Origin of the sequence: Streptomyces sp. CB01201, from assembly GCF_002803085.1 — a bacterium.
Classification (GTDB): domain Bacteria; phylum Actinomycetota; class Actinomycetes; order Streptomycetales; family Streptomycetaceae; genus Streptomyces; species Streptomyces hundungensis.
In genome coordinates this window covers 131,130-149,688 of sequence record NZ_NNBJ01000010.1, presented here as the reverse complement: position 1 = coordinate 149,688, position 18,559 = coordinate 131,130, and the positions used below count along the sequence as shown (strand labels likewise).

Below are 18,559 nucleotides of genomic sequence, written 5' to 3'. Positions count from 1 at the left end.
GGGAAAGGAGCTGTGCCATGACCCGAGGTGGAGCAGGAAACATGCTGGGCGTCGGCGGCACCCGGAGCCGGCTGTCGCGCAAGGCGATGCGGGGAGCAGCCGGCGGCGCCCATGGGCCGGGCGGCGGGGTGGATCCGCTGGCCCAGAAGCGCGAACTGCTAAGGAAGTTGAAGGAGGGGCGTACCGCACCGGAAGAGCCGTGAACGCGCGGACGAACCGGGTGGGCCAGATGAAAAACACCCGGACGGTGCACTGCGCGGACGCCCCGCACGGCGGACCATGGGCTGCACGCGGCTGCGCGCCCGTGCAGCCCAAGTCGCCCGTGAGGAGCCCTCATTGCCTCGTGACGCCCGTGACCTCCGCTCCCAGAGAACCGCCCGACCCCGGCGCTATCTGATGTGCCCACCGGCACACTTCAAGGTCACGTATTCCATCAACCCCTGGATGGACCCCGAGAAGCCGGTCGACCTGCCCCTTGCCCTGGCCCAGTGGGAGGACCTGCGCGATCGGTACCGCTCACTCGGCCACACCGTCGAGTTGCTCGACCCCCGCCCCGACCTGCCCGACATGGTCTTCGCCGCCAACGGTGCCACCGTGATCGACAACCGGGTGCTCGGCGCCCGCTTCGCGTATCCGGAACGCGCGGCGGAGGCCGAGGTCCACCTGGACTGGTTCCGTGCGCACGGCTTCACCCCCGTCCACGAGCCGGCCCACATCAACGAGGGCGAGGGCGACTTCGCCGTCACGGCCTCCTATCTGCTCGCCGGGCGCGGCTTCCGTTCCAGCCCGCTCTCGCACGACGAGGCCCAGGAGTTCTTCGGCCGCCCGGTCATCGGCCTCGACCTGGTCGACCCGCGCTACTACCACCTGGACACGGCCCTGTGCGTCCTGGACGACGACGCAGACGACGTCATGTACTACCCGCCGGCGTTCTCGCCCGGCAGCCGGGCCGTGCTGGCCAGGCTGTTCCCCGACGCCCTGATCGCCGAGGAGCCGGACGCGGCCGCCCTCGGGCTCAACGCGGTGAGCGACGGGCATCACGTACTGCTCCCCCAGGGTGCCGTCGGCCTCTTCGACCCGCTGCGCGCGCGGGGCTACGAGCCGATCGGCATGGACCTGGGCGAGCTGCTCAAGGGAGGCGGCAGCGTGAAGTGCTGCACCCAGGAACTGCGTTCCTGACTGGACGCGGGATCCGGCGCGGGGCCGGGTGCCGGTGCGGGGCCGGGTGCCGGTGCGGGGCCGGGTCCCGGTGCGGGTCCCCGTGCCGGTGCGGGTCCCCGTGCCGGTGCGGGTCCCCGTGCCGGTGCGGGAGCAGGCAGGAGCGGAGGCCGGACCAAGCCCCGGAGGGGGACCGAGTCCCGGTCCGGGCCGTGGCGGCCCGGGACCGGGCCCCGGCCCCGACTTCGGTCCCGGTCCCGGTCCCGGCTCCGGCTCCGGCTCCGGCTCCGGCCGGACCCTAGGAGGCCGGCTCTGCGGGGTGGGACGGCCAGGGGTCGCCCCACTCGGCATTGCGGGCGGCCCGGTACAGCGCGCCGTGCCGCTTGCTGACCGTCTCACGGCGCAACTGCTCCTGCGCCGTGCAGAGTTCGAGCAGCACCTGGCCCTTGCGGATCTGGGGCCGCCGGGTGACCCGCGCCGGGGCGGGGTCGGGCGCGAACCTGGTCGCGGCGAGATAGCTGAACTTCTCGTCCTCGTAGGCCAGCGAGCCGCCCTTGACCTGGCGGTGCAGGGAGGAGCGGCTGACCCGGGCCGAGAAGTGGCACCAGTCGGTGCCGGGCTCGATGGGGCACGCGGCGCTGTGCGGGCAGGGCGCGGCGATGTGCAGGCCGGCCGCGATGAGCCGGTCCCGCGCCTCGATGACGCGGGCATAGCCGTCGGGGGTACCGGGCTCCACGATGACGACGGCACCGGTCGCGGCGGCGGCGACCGCGTCCACCAGGGAACCGCGGTCGGCGGGGGTGAGTTCGTTCAGGACGTACGAGACGGTGACCAGGTCGGCGCTCTCCAGGGCGAGGGTGGAGCCGATGCGGGCGCGCTCCCAGCGGGCGGTGCGCAGGCCCGGCAGGCCGGAAGCCCCGGCGAGTTCACGGCCGACGGCCAGCGCGGGCTCCGCCCAGTCCAAAACGGTCGTGGCCACGGGGGTCACCGCGTCCTCCCAGGCCTCGGCGACCGCCCAGCTCGCCGCGCCGGTGCCGCCGCCGATGTCGGTGTGCGTGGCCGGGGTCCAGGGCCCGGCCGCGTCCCGGAACGCGCCGAGCGCGGAGCGCACCGCCTCGAAGGTGGCGGGCATCCGGTACGCGGCGTAGGCGGCGACATCGGAGCGGTCCCGCAGCACCGGGGCGTTGGTGGGGACGACGCCGCGGTAGTGACTGATCAGCCGGTCGACGGCTCCTGCGGCCTGGGAGGGCGGCAGCCCGTCGAGCAGTCCGGCCAGGGCCGAGCGCAGGACGTCCGGGGCGGGGAGGGAGTGGTTCACCGGCAGAAGTCTACTTTTGCGGCGCCGCGTCCCCGGCCGTCCCGGTGAGCGGCTGCTGCCCCCGCTGCCAGGGGCGGCAGAGCAGCAGGAAGCAGAGCAGGGCGGCGACGGCCGACGCGAGCTGGACGACCGCCATGGGCACGGCGGTCGCCTCCCCCGCGATACCGACCAGCGGGGAGGCGACCGCGCCGACCAGGAAGGAGGAGGTGCCGAGCAGCGCGGAGGCGGAACCGGCGGCGTTCGGGGTACGCATCAGGGCCTGGGCGTTGGTGTTCGGCATGGCGAGACCCATCGCCGACATGAGCACGAAGAGCCCGGCGGCGATCGGCGCCAGGCCCACCTCGCCGAACACTCCGGAGGTCATGAGGAGCAGGGCGGTCGCCGCCAGGGTGATCACGGCCAGGCCGAAGCCGAGCGCCTTGTCCAGGCTGACCCGGCCGATGAGGAGCTTGCCGTTGATCTGGCCGACGACGACCAGGCCCACGGAGTTGAGACCGAACAGCAGGGAGAAGGTCTGCGGGGAGGCGCCGTAGATCTCCTGCACCACGAAGGGGGAGGCCGATATGTAGGCGAACAGCGCGGCGAAGGCGAGGCCGCCGGCGAGCATGTAGCCGGTGAAGACCCGGTCCTTGAGGAGGCCGCCCATGGTGCGCAGGGCCTCTCCGACGCCGCCGGAGTGCCGCCGCTCCACCGGAAGCGTCTCGTGCAGCCACTTGAACACCACGGCGGTGAGCAGCACGCCGATCACGGTCAGCACGACGAAGACGCCGCGCCAGTCGGTCAGCCGCAGCACCTGGCCGCCGATCAGCGGGGCGACCACGGGGGCGACACCGGAGATCAGCATCAGCGTGGAGAAGAAGCGGGCCATCTCCACTCCGTCGTAGAGATCGCGCACCACGGCCCGGGCGATCACGATGCCCGCGGCACCGGCCAGACCCTGCAACAGGCGGAAGGAGATGAGGAGTTCGACATTGGGCGCGAAGGCGCAGACAGCCGTGGCCAGGACGTAGACGACCATGCCGATGAGAAGGGGGCGGCGCCGTCCCCACTTGTCGCTCATCGGCCCGACGACGAGCTGCCCGAGCGCCATGCCGGCGAGGCAGGCGGTGAGGGTGAGCTGGACGGTCGCGGCAGGCGAGCGCAACGCGTCGGTGACCTCGGGCAGCGCCGGCAGATACATGTCCATGGAGAGCGGCGGGAGCGCGGTGAGGCCGCCGAGGACGAGCGTGACCAGAAGGCTGGTACGGCGCAGGGCGGCGGTGGCGGCGGCCGCCGCCTTCGGGGGCTCGGGAGCCTCGACGGGCTCGGCGTCGGCCGTGGTCGGTATGGGGCCCTGGGTGTCCTGGCCGCCGCTCTCCGGCATCGGTTTCTCTCCTGAAGGTTGAATCGAATAACCATGCTCTCAGCCGGTTCCGGCGCGGGGCACCACTCGGGATGAACGGGAAAGGAGGAACGGGTCACATCCGCGCGGGTCTCCCACATGGCGGACGCGGGGTCTCACCAGGCGGCCGCTCACGTACGCTCCGGGCTCATGGACATCACCTCGCAGAAGTCTGCCGTCGTGACCGGAGCCGGGTCCGGCATCGGGCGTTCCGTGGCGCTGGCCCTGGCCGGAGCGGGCTGGTCGGTGGCGCTCGCCGGGCGCCGCGCCGAGGCCCTGGCGGAGACCGCGGCGCTCGCCGGGCCGGAGGCCGAGGTGCTGTGCGTCCCCACGGACGTGACCTCGCCGGACGAGGTCGCCGCGCTGTTCGCCGCGGCGCAGGGCGCGTACGGCACGGTGGACCTGCTGTTCAACAACGCGGGGACGTTCGGGCCGGGCGGGGTGCCGGTGGAGGACCTGTCGTACGAGGCATGGCGCTCGGTGGTCGAGGTCAATCTGAACGGGGCGTTCCTGTGTGCCCAGGCCGCGTTCCGGGTGATGAAGGGGCAGACGCCCCAGGGGGGCCGGATCATCAACAACGGGTCGATCTCGGCGCACGCCCCGCGGCCGAACTCGGTGGCGTACACGGCGACGAAGCATGCGATGACCGGGCTCACCAAGTCGCTGTCCCTGGACGGGCGGCCGTACCGGATCGCGGTCGGGCAGATCGACATCGGCAACGCGGCCACCGAGATGACCCAGCGCATGCAGACCGGCATCCCGCAGGCCAACGGGGAGCTGGCGGTGGAGCCGGTGATGGACGCGCAGGACGTGGCGCGCACGGTGCTGCACATGGCGGAGCTGCCGCTGGAGGCGAACATCCAGTTCGTCACGGTGCTCGCGACCGCCATGCCCTACATCGGCCGGGGCTGAGCCGCCCGGGCCAGGGTTCCAAGCGTCCATCCCGGGCCAGGGGCCACTCATGCCCGGCCAAGGGGCCACTCCTGCCCGACCCGGGGGCCATGCATCCACCGGGGTCCCATGTCCGCCGGGGCCCGGTGGCGGTAGGTCGCCGGAAGCGGAATAGGCCTGCCGGCAGGGGAGTTGGGGTGATCATGACGAGCGACGACCGGACCGAGATCCTCCGCTACACCGCCTTCTCCAGCGACCCCGCCGGGGGCAATCCCGCCGGAGTCGTCCTGGACGCCTCAGCGCTCGACGACGCCGCGATGCTCGCCGTCGCCGCCGAGCTCGGCTACAGCGAGTCGGCGTTCCTGACGGCCCCGCCGGAGGGGCTCGGCGAGCCGGGGCGGGCGTTCACGCTGCGGTACTTCAGCCCGAAGGCCGAGGTGCCGTTCTGCGGGCACGCCACCGTGGCGACCGCGATCGCGCTCGGCGAGCGGCTCGGCACCGGGGACCTGACGTTCGCGACGGCGGCCGGCACGGTCCCGGTGACCGTCACCGAGGACCCGGCGAGCGGCGGCCTGCGCGCGACGCTGACCAGCGTGGAACCGCACTCCGAGCCCGTCGGGGAGAAGGACCTCGCCGAGGCACTGGCCGCTCTGAACTGGCCGGCCGAGGACCTCGACGGCGCGATCCCGCCCCGGATCGCTTACGCCGGCGCCCGCCACCTCGTGCTCGGCGCGGCCACCCGGGAACGTCTCGGTGACCTCGCCTACGACTTCGACCGGCTCGCCGCGCTGATGCACCGGCTCGACCTCACCACCGTCCAACTGGTGTGGCGTGCCTCGGAGTCGGTCTTCCACGTGCGTGATCCGTTCCCGGTCGGCGGGGTCGTCGAGGACCCGGCGACGGGTGCGGCGGCCGCCGCGTTCGGGGCGTACGCGCGTGAACTGGGCCTGGTAGCAGCAGAGTCGGAGCTGACGCTCCATCAGGGCGAGGACCTCGGGCGCCCCGGAGTGCTCACCGTGGCACTGCACGCGGGTGACGCGCGGGTGCGGGTGAGCGGCACCGGAGCCCGTATTCCGGTGTGATCTCCGGTACCACCGCGTGATGCACCCGCCGAGAGGTCGGCCGCGATCAGGACACGGGGCTCAGGCCTGGCCGGTCTCGAAGCGGCTGACCTTGCCGCCGTCCACCGTGAAGCGCCAGGCGGTGCGCATCTCGCCCCAGGTGTCGTTGCGGTAGTTGGCGACCAGGCCGAGCCCGTCACGCGACTGGCTCTCGATGTCCATGTGGCCGCCGGAGGAGAAGATCTCGCGCTCGGTCCAGTCGGCCACATCGCGGTCCGCGCCGTCGTCGGACATCGTGGCGTCGGAGGTCAGGGCGGCGGCGAAGGCCGTCCGGTCGCCGGAGTTGAGGGCGCCGACGAAGGCGCGGACGGCCGGATCGGCCAGCTTGTCGAGGGCGATGGTCACGGTCTCTCCCGGTCGGTGCGCAAGGATTCCCCCGCAGAACACCTCCCAGAACACCTCAGGTCGCTCCGGTCCGCCACCGGTGCGCTGCCGGATGGCACCGTGGGCCGTATGGACGACACCCGAGGCACCACCCGGAACTCCCCGCAGAAGTCCGCCTGGAACTCCTCCGGGGACTCCCCCTGGCCCACCGTCGCCGCCTTGCACGCATGGCTGACGGAAGAAAGCCCCGTACCGCCCGAACAGCAGACGCTGCTACGGATGCTCAAGCTGTCGGAGGAGGTCGGCGAGGTCGCCCAGGCGGTCATCGGGGCAACCGGCCAGAACCCCCGCAAGGGCGTCTCGCACAGCTGGCAGGACGTCCAGTCCGAGCTGTGCGATGTGATCGTCACCGCGATGGTCGCCCTGACCGCGCTCACTGCGGACGCGGGCGACGTCTTCGACACCCATCTGGCCAAGGTGGCCGAGCGCTCGCTGGGCCCCGGCCGGCGCCGGCCCAGCGAGGCCTAGGCGCTCGGCAGCCGCAGGGTCGTGACGGCGCCGCCGGTGGGCGCGTTGGCGAAGCGCAGGGCGATGCCGAGGACCTCGGCCTGGCCCACGGCGATCGTGAGGCCGAGGCCGTGGCCCTTGCCGCGGCCCGGGTCGCCGGTACGGAAGCGCTGGGGGCCGCGGTCGATGAGCTCGGCGGGGTAGCCGGGCCCCTGGTCCCGGATCTCGACGACGGGGCCGTCCACGGTGAGGGTCACCGGCGGAGCGCCGTGCCGGTGGGCGTTGACGACGAGGTTGGCGATGATCCGGTCCAGGCGGCGCCGGTCCGTGCGCACGGCCGCGTCCCGCAGGACACCTACCTCGCAGGCGAGGCCCGTGGCCCGCACCGCGCGTTCGGCGAGCGGCCCCAACTCGTGCTCGGCGAAGTCGGGTTGCTCGGCGCCGGCGTCGAGGCGGGAGATCTCCAGGAGGTCCTCGGTCAGGGTGTGCAGCGCCTTGAGCCGGTCGTTGATCATCTCCTTGGGGCGCCCCTCGGGCAGCAGCCCGGCCGCCGCCAGCATCCCGGTGAGCGGCGTGCGCAGCTCATGGGCGACATCGGCGGTGAACCGCTTCTCGGACTCCAGACGGCGTTGCAGGGAGGCCGCCATCGAGTCCAGGGCGACGGCGACCGCCGTCACCGCGTCGTGTTCGGCGGCCTTGCCGCCCGGCGGAATCCCGGTGCGCACGTCGAGGTCGCCGTCGGTGATCCGGCGCGCGACCGTCGCCGTCCGGTAGAGCCTTCGGCTGATCCGCCCGGCGAAATAGCTGCCGGCCAGGGTCACACTGCCCGCCGCGAGCAGCGCCGAGCCGAGGATGGCGGTGTCCATCTGGCGCAGATGGTCCCGGGTGCTCGCGTACGGGACGGACACCGCGAGCACATGGCCGCCGGCCGGGGCCGCCGCCCACATGACGGCCGTGCCGCCCTGCTCGCCGACCATCAGACCCCGCCCGCCCCCGAGCGCCAACTTCCGCAGCGGAGACGGAAGTTCGACAGGATCCACGATCGCTCCGTGCCCGTCGGTGGTCTCGGTGCCGTACGCGTACTCCTTGAGCGCGACGTCCAGGCTCTGCCGCGCCTCCTTGCGGATCTCGTCGACTCGCTGCCGGGTCAGCACGTTGTGCACGAGCACGCCGAGGATGGCGGCCACCGCACAGGCCACCCCGGCGATGGTGAGCATGATCTTCCAGCGCAGACCGTACGACCAGCCCGGCCGCAGCCGCTCGAACCGGGACGTCACACGGCACCCCCGGGCGAGGGCGAGGGCGACCGGGACGGGGACGCGGAGGCGCAGGGGATGCCGGAGGTCTGCTTGACCGCACGGCAGGTGTCGAGCTTCAGCTCGATGAGGGCCATCATCGAGCCGTCCCAGCCGTAGTGCGAGACGTACACGAACCGGTCGTTGGAGGTGGGTTCGCGGATCGCGAGGTGTCCGGCGGCGAGTTCGACGCCTTCGAGGACGGCCCGCCGCGAGAACACCCGCATCACCCGGCCGGCCACCACGTGATAGACCCGCATCTCGCTGGCCCGCCCGTCGATGTCGACGGCGGTGATCAGTTCGGCGCGCCCGTCGCCGGTCAGGTCCCGCAGGACCGGTTCGCGCACCCCGCAGTCCGCGGCCCGCGCACAGTTCGCCACGCGTTCGGCGGCCCGGCGGTCCACCAGGCGGCCGGTGCCCTGGTCCTCCCGCTCGGTGGCGGCCAGGTCGGCCTTGACCACGGCGAGCGGGTCGACGTCCCGCAGATCACCGGAAGCCACGGGCGCGATCCCGGGTACGACGAAGGGCCGGCCGCGCTGCTGCTCGGGGCCGGGCGGGGCGGGAACGGAGTGCGGCCACAGCGGTTCCGGCGGGGAGACGCTCGCCGCCGCTCCGTCGCGGTGCAGGCCCTCCATGTCCGCGCAGCCCGCCAGTACGGCGACGAGCGCGACGGCCGGAAGAACGCGTCGGGCGGAGCGGCGACGGACGCCGGCGCGCTCAGCCAAGCTGTCCGAGCATGCCGGTGACGGAGTTGAGCGCGGTGTGCAGCGAGGGGGCCACCGCCGTATCGGCGAGATAGAAGCCGAACCCGGCGCAGATGAGCGCGTGGGACAGCTTGGTGCCGCCTTTGCGGAGCAGGAAGAAGGCGCCGGCTGCGAGCGCCAGCATCACGGGAAAGTGCAGGGAAGGCACGGCGTTTCACCTCGTGTCCCCGAGTCGACGTGTGCGGCACCCCCGCCCCCCGCGTCGGAGTACGGGCTTCCGGTACCGGTGATCACGCTACGGCGACGCCGGAGGTTGCGCCACACGGAGGATGAGCGAGTGGTTACGGCCAGCTATCGACGCTGGTGAGAGCCGCGAGCGCGCGGCCTGGCGCATGCCCCGCTCGCCACTCCCCCAGCACGATGGCCCCGCCCGGGGATTCCCCGGGCGGGGCCGTGCGGGACGAAGGGCAGACGAGTCGGGCTGTACGCCGGGTTCTGTACCCCGGGACCTCGCGGTCGTCGGGGCGACGGCCATCCATCTAGGGCCGGCGTTGCCGCCGGCCTCGTGCGGTCTACCCGCGGACTCGGGCAGGCTGCCCTCGAACGTCCGCGCAGAAGCACCGAGGCGCTCCCTCTTGACCTTGCTCCGGGTGGGGTTTACCTAGCCGCCTGAGTCACCTCAGGCGCTGGTGGTCTCTTACACCACCGTTTCACCCTTACCCGGGACCGAAGTCCCGGGCGGTCTGTTTTCTGTGGCACTGTCCCGCGGGTCACCCCGGGTGGCCGTTAGCCACCACCCTGCCTTGTGGAGCCCGGACGTTCCTCGGGAAGATCGAAGATCTTCACGCGGCCGCCCGCCCGGCTCGTCTGCCGTGCCGACCATGCTACCCGGCGCAAGGTGCCACGAAGGCCGCGGCCCGGCGCGGTCGGGCGCACTTGACCCTGCCGCAGCGTCAACGTTTCTAATGAGCACATGCGGATCTCGGAGATCGCCGGGCTCGTGGGGGTGACCACGCGTGCCGTACGCCACTACCACCACCTCGGCCTGCTGCCCGAGCCGGCCCGGCTCGCCAACGGCTACCGGCAGTACTCGGTGCGGGACGCCGTCGCGCTCGCCCGGATCCGGCGACTGACGGAACTGGGCCTCGGCCTGGACGAGGTGCGGGACGTCATCGCCGACGACGCGGGACACGAACTGGCCGAAGTGCTGGGCGAGTTGGACGCCGACCTGGCCCGTCAGGAGGCGGAGATCCGCACCCGGCGAGCCCGCCTTGCCGTGCTGCTCACCCGGGCCGCCGACGGTCGCCTGACCGCGGAGGACGAGCTCTCCCCCGAACTGGCGCACTTCTGCGCCCAGTTGGGGCCGCTGGACAGCGACTCCCCCATGGCGGCCAAGGACCGCGAACTGCTCGCCCTCATGGAGACCGCCGCGTCCCCCGAGGAGCGGGGGCGCATCGCGGCCGCGATGCGCTCCATGGCCGCCGCCCCCGGAGCCGCCGAGCGGGCGCGGCGGGTGTACGCACTGCTCGACGACCTCGCGGACGCCGATCCGGTGGACCCCCGGGTGGAGACGGCCGCGCGGGCGCTCGCCGACTGCCTGCCGCCCGACCTCGCGGCGCAGGTTCCCGCGGGCGCGGAGGCCACCGCCCAGGGTTTCCTCAAGGCGTTCCTCGCCGATTTCGCGCCCGCCCAGGCGGAGGCGGTCCGGCGGGCGATGCGACGGGTCACGCCGACGGAGGAGGGGGAATGACACGTACGACGCACCCCGGAGTGCTGCGGCGGCTGGCCGCGCACGAGGGGCGGGTGCTCCACAGCCTCGCCCTGTGGATCGGACGCCGAACCCACCAAGTGGGGCCGCAGGAAAGGGCGTTCGGGTATGCGCGGCCGCAGGCGGCGACGGTGTACGGGATCGCCTTCGTGTGCGTCATCGAGACGGTGGGGGTGTCCTTCATGGTGCGGCAGTGGCCCGCGGTACACGCGGTCCTGCTCGTCCTCGACCTGTACACGGTCGTCGTCGTGCTCGGCATCCAGGCCGCGGCCGTGACCCGGCCGCACGTCCTCGGCCGCGACACGCTGCGGATCCGCGCGGGCGCCCGGGTCGACCTGGTGATCCCGCTCGCCCGAATAGCACGCGTTCGGCGGGAGTTGACGTTCCAAGGGGCGGTCAGCGCGGTGCCGGAGGACGTGCTGGAGCTTGCCGTGGGCTCCCAGACCTCCCTCACCGTGGAGTTGACCGAGCCCGTCACCCACGTACGACTCCTGGGAGAACCGCGCGCGGTGACGTCCGTGCGCTTCCACGCGGACGAGTCGGGGGAATTGGCCGAGGCGCTGACAGCGGCCGTCGCGCGGCCGTGACCGCGATGCGCTCACGCCGGGGCGAACAGGACCTTCGCGGTGCCCGGGTCGGCCTGGGTGAGGCGGACGCGCAGACGCTCGCCCAGCGGGAGGATCCCACCGCCCTCGATGCGGGCGACCACCGCCGGATCGGTCAAGTGGACGGTCCCGACGGTCGGTTGCTGGTCCTTCACGTCGACGACCGTCGCCTCGAACACCTCACCCACCCGGTCCTTGAGCAGCGCCGCCTCCACGATGTCCACGCTCTCGCGCTCCACGGTGTTGGCGCGGCTGGTGCCCTGCGCCATCTCCTTGGGCAGCTCGTCGAGCGCCGCCGCGACCCAGTCCGGCGGGTCCTGCCCGGCCACCGCGGCCAGGCAGAGCTCACCGGCGTACCGGTCCACCAGGCGGCGCAGCGGAGCGGTGCAGTGCGTGTAGGGCGCGGCCACCGCCGCGTGCACGGCGAGCCCGGGCGCGCTACCGCCGGTGAACACGGTGTACCCGGCGCCGCGCAGCAGCGAGGTGCACTCCTGGAGGAACGCGGCGTGGTTCGGCTCGCGGGGGTCGAGGGAGCGGACGACCGCCGCGTACGGGACATGGTGGGGCCAGTCGATGCCCAGCGCCCGGGCCGAGCGGCGCAGCCGGGCGACCGCGCCGTCCGGGGCGGTGGGCAGCGTGCGCAGGATCCCGGTGCCGTACGCCAGCATCAGCCGGGCCCCCGCGATGCCGGTGAGCAGGGAGATCTGGGCGTTCCAGCCGTCGGCGGGCAGCGGGGCGCGGTACGTGAGGTCGTAGTGGTGGTCGTGCTCGACGATCTCCTGCTCGGGAACGTTGAGCGAGATCCCGCCGCGGGCGACCTCCTGCTGTTCGCGCAGGGTGCCGATGTCGCGCAGCAGGGCGAGGGATTCGGGCGCGGTGCCGGTGTCGATCTGCTTCTGGACGCCCTCGTAGTCGAGCTTGGCGCGGCTGCGGACCAGGGCCCGCCGCACATCGGTGCCGGTGGTCGCGCCGTCCGCGTCGAGGTCGACGCACCACAGCAGTGCGGGCCGGTCCCCGTCGGGGAGCAGGCTGGCCGCGCCCTCGGAGAGCACGGCGGGGTGCAGCGGGGTCTTCTCGTCCGGGAAGTAGAGCGTGGTCACCCGGCGGTGCGCCTCGGCGTCCAGGGCGCCGCCCGGTGTGACGAAGGCCGCGACGTCGGCGATCGCGTAGTACACCCGGTAGCCGCCGCCGGCCCGGCGCTCCAGGCACATCGCCTGGTCGAGGTCGGTGGAGGTGGGCGGGTCGATGGTGAACAGCTCGATGCCGGTGGCGTCGTAGGACGGAAGCCGTGGCGCGGCGGCGGCCCGCTCCGCCTCGGCCAGGACGTCCGCAGGGAAGTCCGCGGGCACGTCGAGCGAGGCACGCAGTGCACTGAGCGCGGCGCACAGCGGGGCCGCCGGGGCGCCCTGTACGCGGAGGTGACGGCTGGGCATGTCTTCGAGCGTAGGGCGGGGCGGGGGGCGCGGCATGTCGTACCCCGCGTCCCGTGCCGGGAAGCAGAGTCAGCCCCCTCCGGCGTGTGAGGAGCGGGGCCCGGGGCGGAGCCCCCGTGCGGCTCCGGGCCGCACCCCGGTACCCGCACCCCGGTCCTGGGCCGGCACACCAAGCCTGGTCGAGCACAGCGCAGCGTCCCCGTACCCTGGCGCGAGGGGCCGCACCCCCTCCCCCGTACGTACATGAAGGAGAATCGCCGTGCTGGTGCTGTTGCCGCCCTCCGAAGGCAAGGCCGCTTCGGGGCGCGGGGTGCCCCTGAAGGCGGAGTCGCTGTCCCTGCCGGGGCTCGCCGAGGCCCGCGCGGCCGTCCTGGACGAGCTCGTCGAGCTGTGCGCCGGCGACGAGGAGAAGGCCCGCGAAGTGCTCGGCCTCAGCGAGGGGCTGCGCGGCGAGGTCGCCAAGAACGTCGAGCTGCGCACCGCGGGCACCCGGCCGGCCGGGGAGATCTACACCGGTGTCCTGTACGACGCCCTCGACCTCGCCTCGCTCGACACGGCCGCCAAACGCCGGGCCGCGAAGTCGCTGCTGGTCTTCTCGGGCCTCTGGGGCGCGGTGCACACCGGTGACCGCATCCCCTCCTACCGCTGCTCGATGGGCGTCAAGCTGCCCGGCCTCGGCGCGCTCGGGGCGTACTGGCGCGGCGTGATGGACCCGGTGATGACCGAGGCCGCGGGCACCGGCCTCGTCCTTGATCTCCGCTCCTCCGCGTACGCCGCCGCCTGGAAGCCGAAGGGCGACGTCGCGGGCCGCACGGCCACGGTGCGGGTGCTGCACTCGCAGATCGTCGACGGCGTCGAGAAGCGCTCGGTCGTCAGCCACTTCAACAAGGCGACGAAGGGCCGGATCGTGCGCGACCTGCTCATCGCCGGGGCGAGCCCCGCCGGTCCCGCCGAACTCGTCGAGACCCTGCGCGGACTCGGACACGTCGTGGAGGCCCAGGCCCCCGCGAAGGCGGGCCGCGCCTGGTCCCTGGACGTGGTCGTGACCCAGATCCACTAGTACACCGGAATTACGTTGCAACATACGCAACGTCCGTTGCACGTGTCGCAGGGGCCCGGCAGGATGGGCGCATGACGTCCTCCGCCGCGCCCTCCGCCTCCGCCGTCTCCGTCCTGGACCTAGCGCCCGTCGTCCCCGTCGTGGTCATCGACGACGCCGCCGACGCCGTGCCGCTCGCGCGGGCGCTGGTGGCGGGCGGGCTCCCGGCAATCGAGGTCACCCTGCGCACCCCGGCCGCGCTGGACGCGATCCGCGCCATCGCCGCCGAAGTCCCGGACGCCGTGGTCGGCGCGGGCACGGTGATATCGCGGGCCGGGGTCGCCAAGGCAATCGGCGCCGGGGCCCGCTTCCTGGTGAGCCCGGGGTGGACGCCCGCGCTGCTCGACGCGATGCAGGGCTCGGGGGTGCCGTTCCTGCCCGGCGTCTCCACGACGTCCGAGGTCGTGGCGCTGCTCGAACAGGGCGTGCGCGAGATGAAGTTCTTCCCGGCGGAGGCCGCGGGCGGCACGGCCTATCTGAAGTCCCTCGCGGGCCCGCTCCCCCAGGCCCGCTTCTGCCCGACCGGCGGCATCTCGCTCGCCTCGGCCCCCACCTACCTGGCCCTGCCCAACGTGGGCTGCGTGGGCGGCACATGGATGCTCCCGCAGGACGCACTGGCGACGGGCGACTGGTCGCGCGTGGAAACCCTGGCCCGTGAGGCCGCGGCACTCCAGCGCCCTTGAGGGCCGCGAGGCCGTGACGTCCTGCGGCTCCGCCGCGCGGGCGCGACCAGGTCACCGCAAGCGGGGCCAGGGGGCGCGAGGAACTGCGCGAGCAACCACCCACGCCCCGCACCCGAAGGACGACCCACCCCGCCGAGCCCTACCGCAGGTGCCCCACATCGTTCAGCACCCGCACCGACGCGTTGCCGTCCGCGTAGTAGGCGACCGCCGAGATCGAGGCAGCCGAGAGCTCCATCCGGAACAGGGACTCCGGGGGCGCCCCCAGGGCCAGCCTGACCAGGGTCTTGATCGGGGTCACATGGGTCACCGCGAGCACCGTGCGGCGCGGGTACGCGGCGATCAGGCGGTCCCGGGCCGCGGCCACCCGCCGGGCCACCGTGGCGAAGCTCTCGCCGCCGCCCGTCGGGGCGGCCTTGGCGGAGCCGAGCCAGGCGTCGAGGTCGTCCGGGTAGCGCTCGCGGACCTCGCCGAACGTGAGCCCCTCCCACGCGCCGAAGTCCGTTTCGCGCAGGCCCTCCTCGATGTGCACATCGAGCCCGAGGCGCGCCGCCACCGCGGCCGCCGTCTCGCGGCAGCGGCGCAGCGGCGAGGACACGATCGCCTCGATCGTGCCGCGCTCGGCGAAGGCCGCCGCGGCCCGCTCGGCCTGGCCGCGCCCGACCGCCGAGAGCTCGGGGTCGCTCCCGCCACTGCCGGAGAACCGCTTCGAGGGCGTGAGCGCCGTCTCGCCGTGCCGCAGCAGGACGAACGTGGCGGGCGCCCCCAGATCGGCGGAGGTCCCCCAGCCGACGCTCGGCGCGGACCCAACCTCCGTACCCTGCGCGGAAGTTGCGGAAGTTGAGGCCGCCATCCCGGCGGCCACCGGAACGCCGGCCGAGACCAGCGCACCGGTATCGGCCCCGGCACCGGCACGAGAGCCAGAGCCGGCACCCATACCCGCACCCGCACCCGCACCCGCGAGCGCCGCCCGCGCCCGGGCCGCGCCGGCCGCCGCGTCCCCGACCACCCGGGCCGCGCTCGCGTCGGCGGCGGACGGGAGGTCGGCCGTGGACCGCGAGGGCGACCAGCGCTCGCCCCGCTTGCCCGCGTCCATCGCCTCGTTGGCGAGCCGGTCGGCGTGCTTGTTCCGCTCGCGCGGGATCCACTCGTACGACACCTGCGAGGGCGGCAGGATCCGCGCCGCTTCGGCGGCCAGCGGCCGCATGTCCGGGTGCTTGATCTTCCAGCGGCCCGACATCTGCTCGACCACCAGCTTGGAGTCCATGCGGACCCGGACGCTCGCCGACGGGTCGAGCTCCCGCGCGGCACGCAGCCCCGCGATCAGGCCCTTGTACTCGGCGACGTTGTTCGTGGCGACGCCGATGAACTCGGCGGCCTCCGCGAGCGTCTCGCCGGTCGCCGGATCGAGGACGACCGCGCCGTATCCGGCGGGACCCGGGTTGCCCCGGGAGCCGCCATCGGCCTCGACGACGAACTGTCGGCCCGCGGCAGGCACAGAAGGCACTTACAGACCCGATTCCGAGGTGCGCACCAGGATGCGGCGGCAGTTCTCGCAGCGGAGCACCGTGTCGGGAGCGGCCGCCTTGACCTCGTTGACCTCGGTGATGTTCAGCTCAAGACGGCAGCCCTCGCAGCGGCGCTGGTAGAGGCGGGCAGCGCCCACGCCGCCCTGCTGCTCGCGGAGCTTGTCGTACAGCTTGAGCAGGTCGGCCGGCACGGAACCGGCGACGATCTCGCGCTCCTTGGTCACCGAGGCGGCCTCGGCGTCCAGCTCGGCGAGCGCGGCGTCGCGGCGGGCGGTCGCGTCGTCGGTCTTGGCCTGGACGGAGGAGACCCGCTCGGTGAGTTCGGCGTTGCGCTCCTGGGCGGCCTCGCGGCGCTCCATCACTTCGAGGACGACGTCCTCCAGGTCGCCCTGGCGCTTGGCGAGCGAGGCGATCTCGCGCTGGAGGCTCTCCAGGTCCTTGGGCGAGGAGACCGCGCCGGAGTCCAGGCGCTGCTGGTCGCGGGTGGCGCGCTGGCGCACCTGGTCCACGTCCTGCTCGGCCTTGGTCTGCTCGCGGGCGGTGTCGCTCTCCTCGGTCTGCGAGGCGACCAGTAGGTCACGCAGCTGCGTGAGGTCCTTGGTCAGGGATTCGATCTCGGCGTGCTCGGGCAGCGACTTCCGCTTGTGGGCGAGCTGCGACAGGCGTACGTCCAGCGCCTGTACGTCGAGGAGGCGGATCTGGTCGGCGGGCGCGGCGTTCAGTTGGGGGCTCCATCAATAGAAGGGGAGGTGTGGTGGGCGGACCACGGGTCGGTGACCGTCTTCGAGACGTGGACCCTGAGGTCCCAGCCGTGACGGTCGGAGATCTCGTCGAGCTGGGCGGCGGCCTGCTCGCACCAGGGCCACTCGGTGGCCCAGTGCGCGGCGTCGACCAGACCGAGCGGTCCGTGCTGTACGACCTCGGACACCGGGTGGTGGCGCAGGTCGGCGGTGAGGAAGACATCGGCGCCCGAGGCGCGTACGGCGTCGAAGAGGCTGTCGCCGGAGCCGCCGCTGACCGCGACCGTGCGCACCGGCGCCTCCGGGTCGCCCGCCACCCGGATGCCCTGCGCGGTGGCGGGCAGGGCCGCGGCGGCGCGGGCGGCGAAGTCCCGGAGCGTGGTCGGGTGGTCCAGTTCGCAGACGCGGCCGAGGCCCCGGCGCCCCGAGGGGTCACTGGGGTCGGGCACGAGGGGCCGTACGACCCGCAGGTCGAGCGCGCCGGCGAGGGCGTCGCTCACCCCCGGGTCGGCGGTGTCGGCGTTGGTGTGCGCGACGTGCAGGGCGATGTCGTGCTTGATCAGGGTGTGCACCACACGGCCCTTGAAGTGGCCGGCGGCGACCGTGGTGGTGCCGCGCAGATAGAGCGGGTGGTGGGTCACGACGAGGTCGGCGCCCAGTTTCAGCGCCTCGTCGGCGATCTCCTGGACGGGGTCGACCGCGAACAGGACCCGGTGCACCTCGGCCTCGGGGTCGCCGCAGACGGTGCCGACGGCGTCCCACCCCTCGGCCCGCTCGGGCGGCCAGAGGGCGTCGAGCGCGGCGATGACTTCAGACAGACGGGGCACGGGAACAGGTTACCTGCGCGCCGCGCCCCGCCGTCCGGCCGCCGGGGTGCGGGGGCCGGAGCCCCCGCCCGCTCCGCGACGGGGAAGCCGGCTACTTCTTGACGAGGAAGCCGCGCAGGTCGTCCAGGACGGAGTCGGCGGCGGTGACGCCGAGCCCGAGGTACCAGGTCTCGTCCTGCACGTCCTTGGCGTGCCCGGCCTTGACGGCCTTCAGGTTCTTCCACAGCGGGTTCGACTCGGCGCTGTCCCGCTTGGACTTCTTCGGGTCGCCGTAGACGCCGGTGAAGATCCAGTCGGCGTCCGCCTGGTCGATGGTCTCCGGTCCGACCTCGGTCGCCAGATCGACGGCCTGCTGGTTCTTGGGGCGCGGGATGCCGGCGTCGTCGAGGATCGTGCCGATGAAGGAGGCCTTCGCGTACAGGCGGACCTTGCCCGGCATGTAGCGCAGCATCGTGACGGTCGGCTTGTCGGCGCCGAGGTCGGTGCCGAGCCGCTTGGCCTTGGTCTCGTAGGCGGCGAGCTTCGCCTTGGCGTCGGCGGTCCTGTCCAGGGCGGCGGCGTTCAGGAGGTAGTTCTGCTTCCAGGGGAAGCCGGGGCGGATCGAGAAGACCGTCGGCGCGATCCTGGAGAGTTCCTTGTACTTGTCGGCGGCGCGCAGCTGGCTGCCGAGGATGAGGTCGGGCTTGAGCGCGGCGATGGCCTCCAGGTTGAGGCTGTTGATCGTGCCGACGTTCTTCGGGTCGCCCGCGCCCTTCTTCAGATAGCTGGGGATGCCCTCGTCGCCCTCGGTCGGCGCGTACCCGACGGGCTGGACGCCCAGCGAGACGACGTTGTCGAACTCGCCGACGTCCAGGACGACGACCCGCTTGGGCCGCGCCTTGATCTCGGTGCTGCCCATCGCGTGGTCGATCGTGCGCGGAAACGCGCCGGGAGCCGCGTCGGTGCCCATCTTCGCCGTCTTCTCGGCCGCCGCCGCGAAGTCCTTGCCGCCCTGCGCGACGGACTTCTTGCCACCGGAGTCCGCCTTGCCGGAGGCGGATGCGGACGCCGTGTCCCCGCCGTCGCCGCTTCCGCAGGCCGCGAGCGAGAGGCCGGCGGCCACGGCGAGGGCTACGGCGGCGGTGCCGCGGCGGCGTAGGGACATCTCAGGCTCCTGTACGACGGGGAAAGCACGACGGG

At 73.2% G+C, this 18,559-nt stretch carries 20 protein-coding genes and 1 other RNA gene; 9 read left to right on the top strand and 12 right to left on the bottom strand.

Annotated features, from left to right (window positions below; all coding sequences use genetic code 11):
• Nucleotides 1–17 precede the first annotated feature (17 nt).
• Nucleotides 18–203 carry a DUF6243 family protein gene (locus CG740_RS21320; protein WP_100576795.1) on the top strand — a complete coding sequence of 62 codons (186 nt, stop codon included), beginning with the start codon at nt 18–20 and terminating at the stop codon, nt 201–203.
• Between the two features lie 76 nt (nt 204–279).
• On the top strand, nt 280–1,179 hold the full coding sequence (gene ddaH / locus CG740_RS21315) for a dimethylargininase (protein ID WP_442802846.1): 900 nt from the start codon (nt 280–282) through the stop codon (nt 1,177–1,179).
• A gap of 277 nt (nt 1,180–1,456) precedes the next feature.
• Here the strand turns inward: ddaH and CG740_RS21305 are convergent, their stop codons facing one another.
• Nucleotides 1,457–2,476, bottom strand: a complete 1,020-nt coding sequence (locus CG740_RS21305; RefSeq protein WP_100576792.1) for a small ribosomal subunit Rsm22 family protein — start codon at nt 2,474–2,476, stop codon at nt 1,457–1,459.
• Nucleotides 2,477–2,486: 10 nt separating this feature from the next.
• Nucleotides 2,487–3,839 carry a Bcr/CflA family multidrug efflux MFS transporter gene (locus tag CG740_RS21300; protein ID WP_100576791.1) on the bottom strand — a complete coding sequence of 451 codons (1,353 nt, stop codon included), beginning with the start codon at nt 3,837–3,839 and terminating at the stop codon, nt 2,487–2,489.
• A 168-nt stretch (nt 3,840–4,007) separates the two neighbouring features.
• On the opposite strand from CG740_RS21300, the gene CG740_RS21295 reads away from it, so the two are divergent.
• Together CG740_RS21295 and CG740_RS21290 are read left to right on the top strand one after the other, a co-directional pair.
• On the top strand, nt 4,008–4,769 hold the full coding sequence (locus CG740_RS21295) for an SDR family oxidoreductase (protein WP_100576912.1): 762 nt from the start codon (nt 4,008–4,010) through the stop codon (nt 4,767–4,769).
• Between the two features lie 182 nt (nt 4,770–4,951).
• Nucleotides 4,952–5,830 (top strand): PhzF family phenazine biosynthesis protein, encoded by an 879-nt coding sequence (locus CG740_RS21290; protein ID WP_376214709.1) that lies wholly within the window; start codon nt 4,952–4,954, stop codon nt 5,828–5,830.
• A 60-nt stretch (nt 5,831–5,890) separates the two neighbouring features.
• Here the strand turns inward: CG740_RS21290 and CG740_RS21285 are convergent, their stop codons facing one another.
• Complete coding sequence (locus CG740_RS21285) at nt 5,891–6,214, bottom strand: hypothetical protein (protein ID WP_100576910.1); 324 nt, start codon at nt 6,212–6,214, stop codon at nt 5,891–5,893.
• 108 nt (nt 6,215–6,322) lie between these two features.
• Between CG740_RS21285 and CG740_RS21280 the strand changes: the two genes are divergently transcribed.
• Nucleotides 6,323–6,721 (top strand): MazG-like family protein, encoded by a 399-nt coding sequence (locus tag CG740_RS21280; RefSeq protein ID WP_100576790.1) that lies wholly within the window; start codon nt 6,323–6,325, stop codon nt 6,719–6,721.
• On the opposite strand, the gene CG740_RS21275 is transcribed toward CG740_RS21280, so the two are convergent.
• The 4 genes from CG740_RS21275 to rnpB form a co-directional block, all read right to left on the bottom strand.
• Nucleotides 6,718–7,977, bottom strand: a complete 1,260-nt coding sequence (locus tag CG740_RS21275) for a sensor histidine kinase (protein WP_324901138.1) — start codon at nt 7,975–7,977, stop codon at nt 6,718–6,720. The two genes, CG740_RS21280 and CG740_RS21275, sit on opposite strands and share 4 nt — an antisense overlap.
• A complete protein-coding gene (locus CG740_RS21270) occupies nt 7,974–8,720 on the bottom strand; it encodes a hypothetical protein (RefSeq protein WP_199846531.1) in 747 nt (248 codons plus the stop codon). The genes CG740_RS21275 and CG740_RS21270 overlap by 4 nt, the downstream gene beginning before the upstream one ends.
• Nucleotides 8,713–8,907 (bottom strand): hypothetical protein, encoded by a 195-nt coding sequence (locus tag CG740_RS39790; protein WP_159030374.1) that lies wholly within the window; start codon nt 8,905–8,907, stop codon nt 8,713–8,715. The genes CG740_RS21270 and CG740_RS39790 overlap by 8 nt, the downstream gene beginning before the upstream one ends.
• A gap of 260 nt (nt 8,908–9,167) precedes the next feature.
• Nucleotides 9,168–9,565: RNase P RNA component class A (gene rnpB, locus CG740_RS21265), an RNA gene on the bottom strand.
• Between the two features lie 107 nt (nt 9,566–9,672).
• On the opposite strand from rnpB, the gene CG740_RS21260 reads away from it, so the two are divergent.
• Together CG740_RS21260 and CG740_RS21255 are read left to right on the top strand one after the other, a co-directional pair.
• Nucleotides 9,673–10,449 carry a MerR family transcriptional regulator gene (locus CG740_RS21260; protein WP_100576789.1) on the top strand — a complete coding sequence of 259 codons (777 nt, stop codon included), beginning with the start codon at nt 9,673–9,675 and terminating at the stop codon, nt 10,447–10,449.
• Nucleotides 10,446–11,054 (top strand): hypothetical protein, encoded by a 609-nt coding sequence (locus CG740_RS21255; protein ID WP_100576788.1) that lies wholly within the window; start codon nt 10,446–10,448, stop codon nt 11,052–11,054. The genes CG740_RS21260 and CG740_RS21255 overlap by 4 nt, the downstream gene beginning before the upstream one ends.
• An 11-nt stretch (nt 11,055–11,065) precedes the next feature.
• Here the strand turns inward: CG740_RS21255 and CG740_RS21250 are convergent, their stop codons facing one another.
• Complete coding sequence (locus CG740_RS21250) at nt 11,066–12,505, bottom strand: RNB domain-containing ribonuclease (protein WP_100576787.1); 1,440 nt, start codon at nt 12,503–12,505, stop codon at nt 11,066–11,068.
• 259 nt (nt 12,506–12,764) lie between these two features.
• On the opposite strand from CG740_RS21250, the gene yaaA reads away from it, so the two are divergent.
• Complete coding sequence (gene yaaA, locus CG740_RS21245; RefSeq protein ID WP_100576786.1) at nt 12,765–13,565, top strand: peroxide stress protein YaaA; 801 nt, start codon at nt 12,765–12,767, stop codon at nt 13,563–13,565.
• A gap of 71 nt (nt 13,566–13,636) precedes the next feature.
• The gene (gene eda / locus CG740_RS21240) at nt 13,637–14,287 is read left to right on the top strand and encodes a bifunctional 4-hydroxy-2-oxoglutarate aldolase/2-dehydro-3-deoxy-phosphogluconate aldolase (RefSeq protein WP_100576785.1); all 651 of its coding nucleotides are present in this window, start codon (nt 13,637–13,639) and stop codon (nt 14,285–14,287) included.
• A 139-nt stretch (nt 14,288–14,426) separates the two neighbouring features.
• Here eda and CG740_RS21235 read toward each other — a convergent pair whose 3' ends face one another.
• The 4 genes from CG740_RS21235 to CG740_RS21220 all read right to left on the bottom strand — a co-directional run bounded on the left by CG740_RS21235 (nt 14,427) and on the right by CG740_RS21220 (nt 18,524).
• Nucleotides 14,427–15,791 (bottom strand): bifunctional RNase H/acid phosphatase, encoded by a 1,365-nt coding sequence (locus tag CG740_RS21235; protein WP_234376410.1) that lies wholly within the window; start codon nt 15,789–15,791, stop codon nt 14,427–14,429.
• Entirely contained in the window at nt 15,792–16,535 is a 744-nt protein-coding gene (locus tag CG740_RS21230) for a zinc ribbon domain-containing protein (protein ID WP_100576783.1), read from the bottom strand.
• Complete coding sequence (locus CG740_RS21225) at nt 16,532–17,380, bottom strand: Nif3-like dinuclear metal center hexameric protein (RefSeq protein ID WP_100576782.1); 849 nt, start codon at nt 17,378–17,380, stop codon at nt 16,532–16,534. The genes CG740_RS21230 and CG740_RS21225 overlap by 4 nt, the downstream gene beginning before the upstream one ends.
• A 91-nt stretch (nt 17,381–17,471) precedes the next feature.
• The gene (locus CG740_RS21220) at nt 17,472–18,524 is read right to left on the bottom strand and encodes an ABC transporter substrate-binding protein (protein WP_100576781.1); all 1,053 of its coding nucleotides are present in this window, start codon (nt 18,522–18,524) and stop codon (nt 17,472–17,474) included.
• Nucleotides 18,525–18,559: the final 35 nt, after the last annotated feature.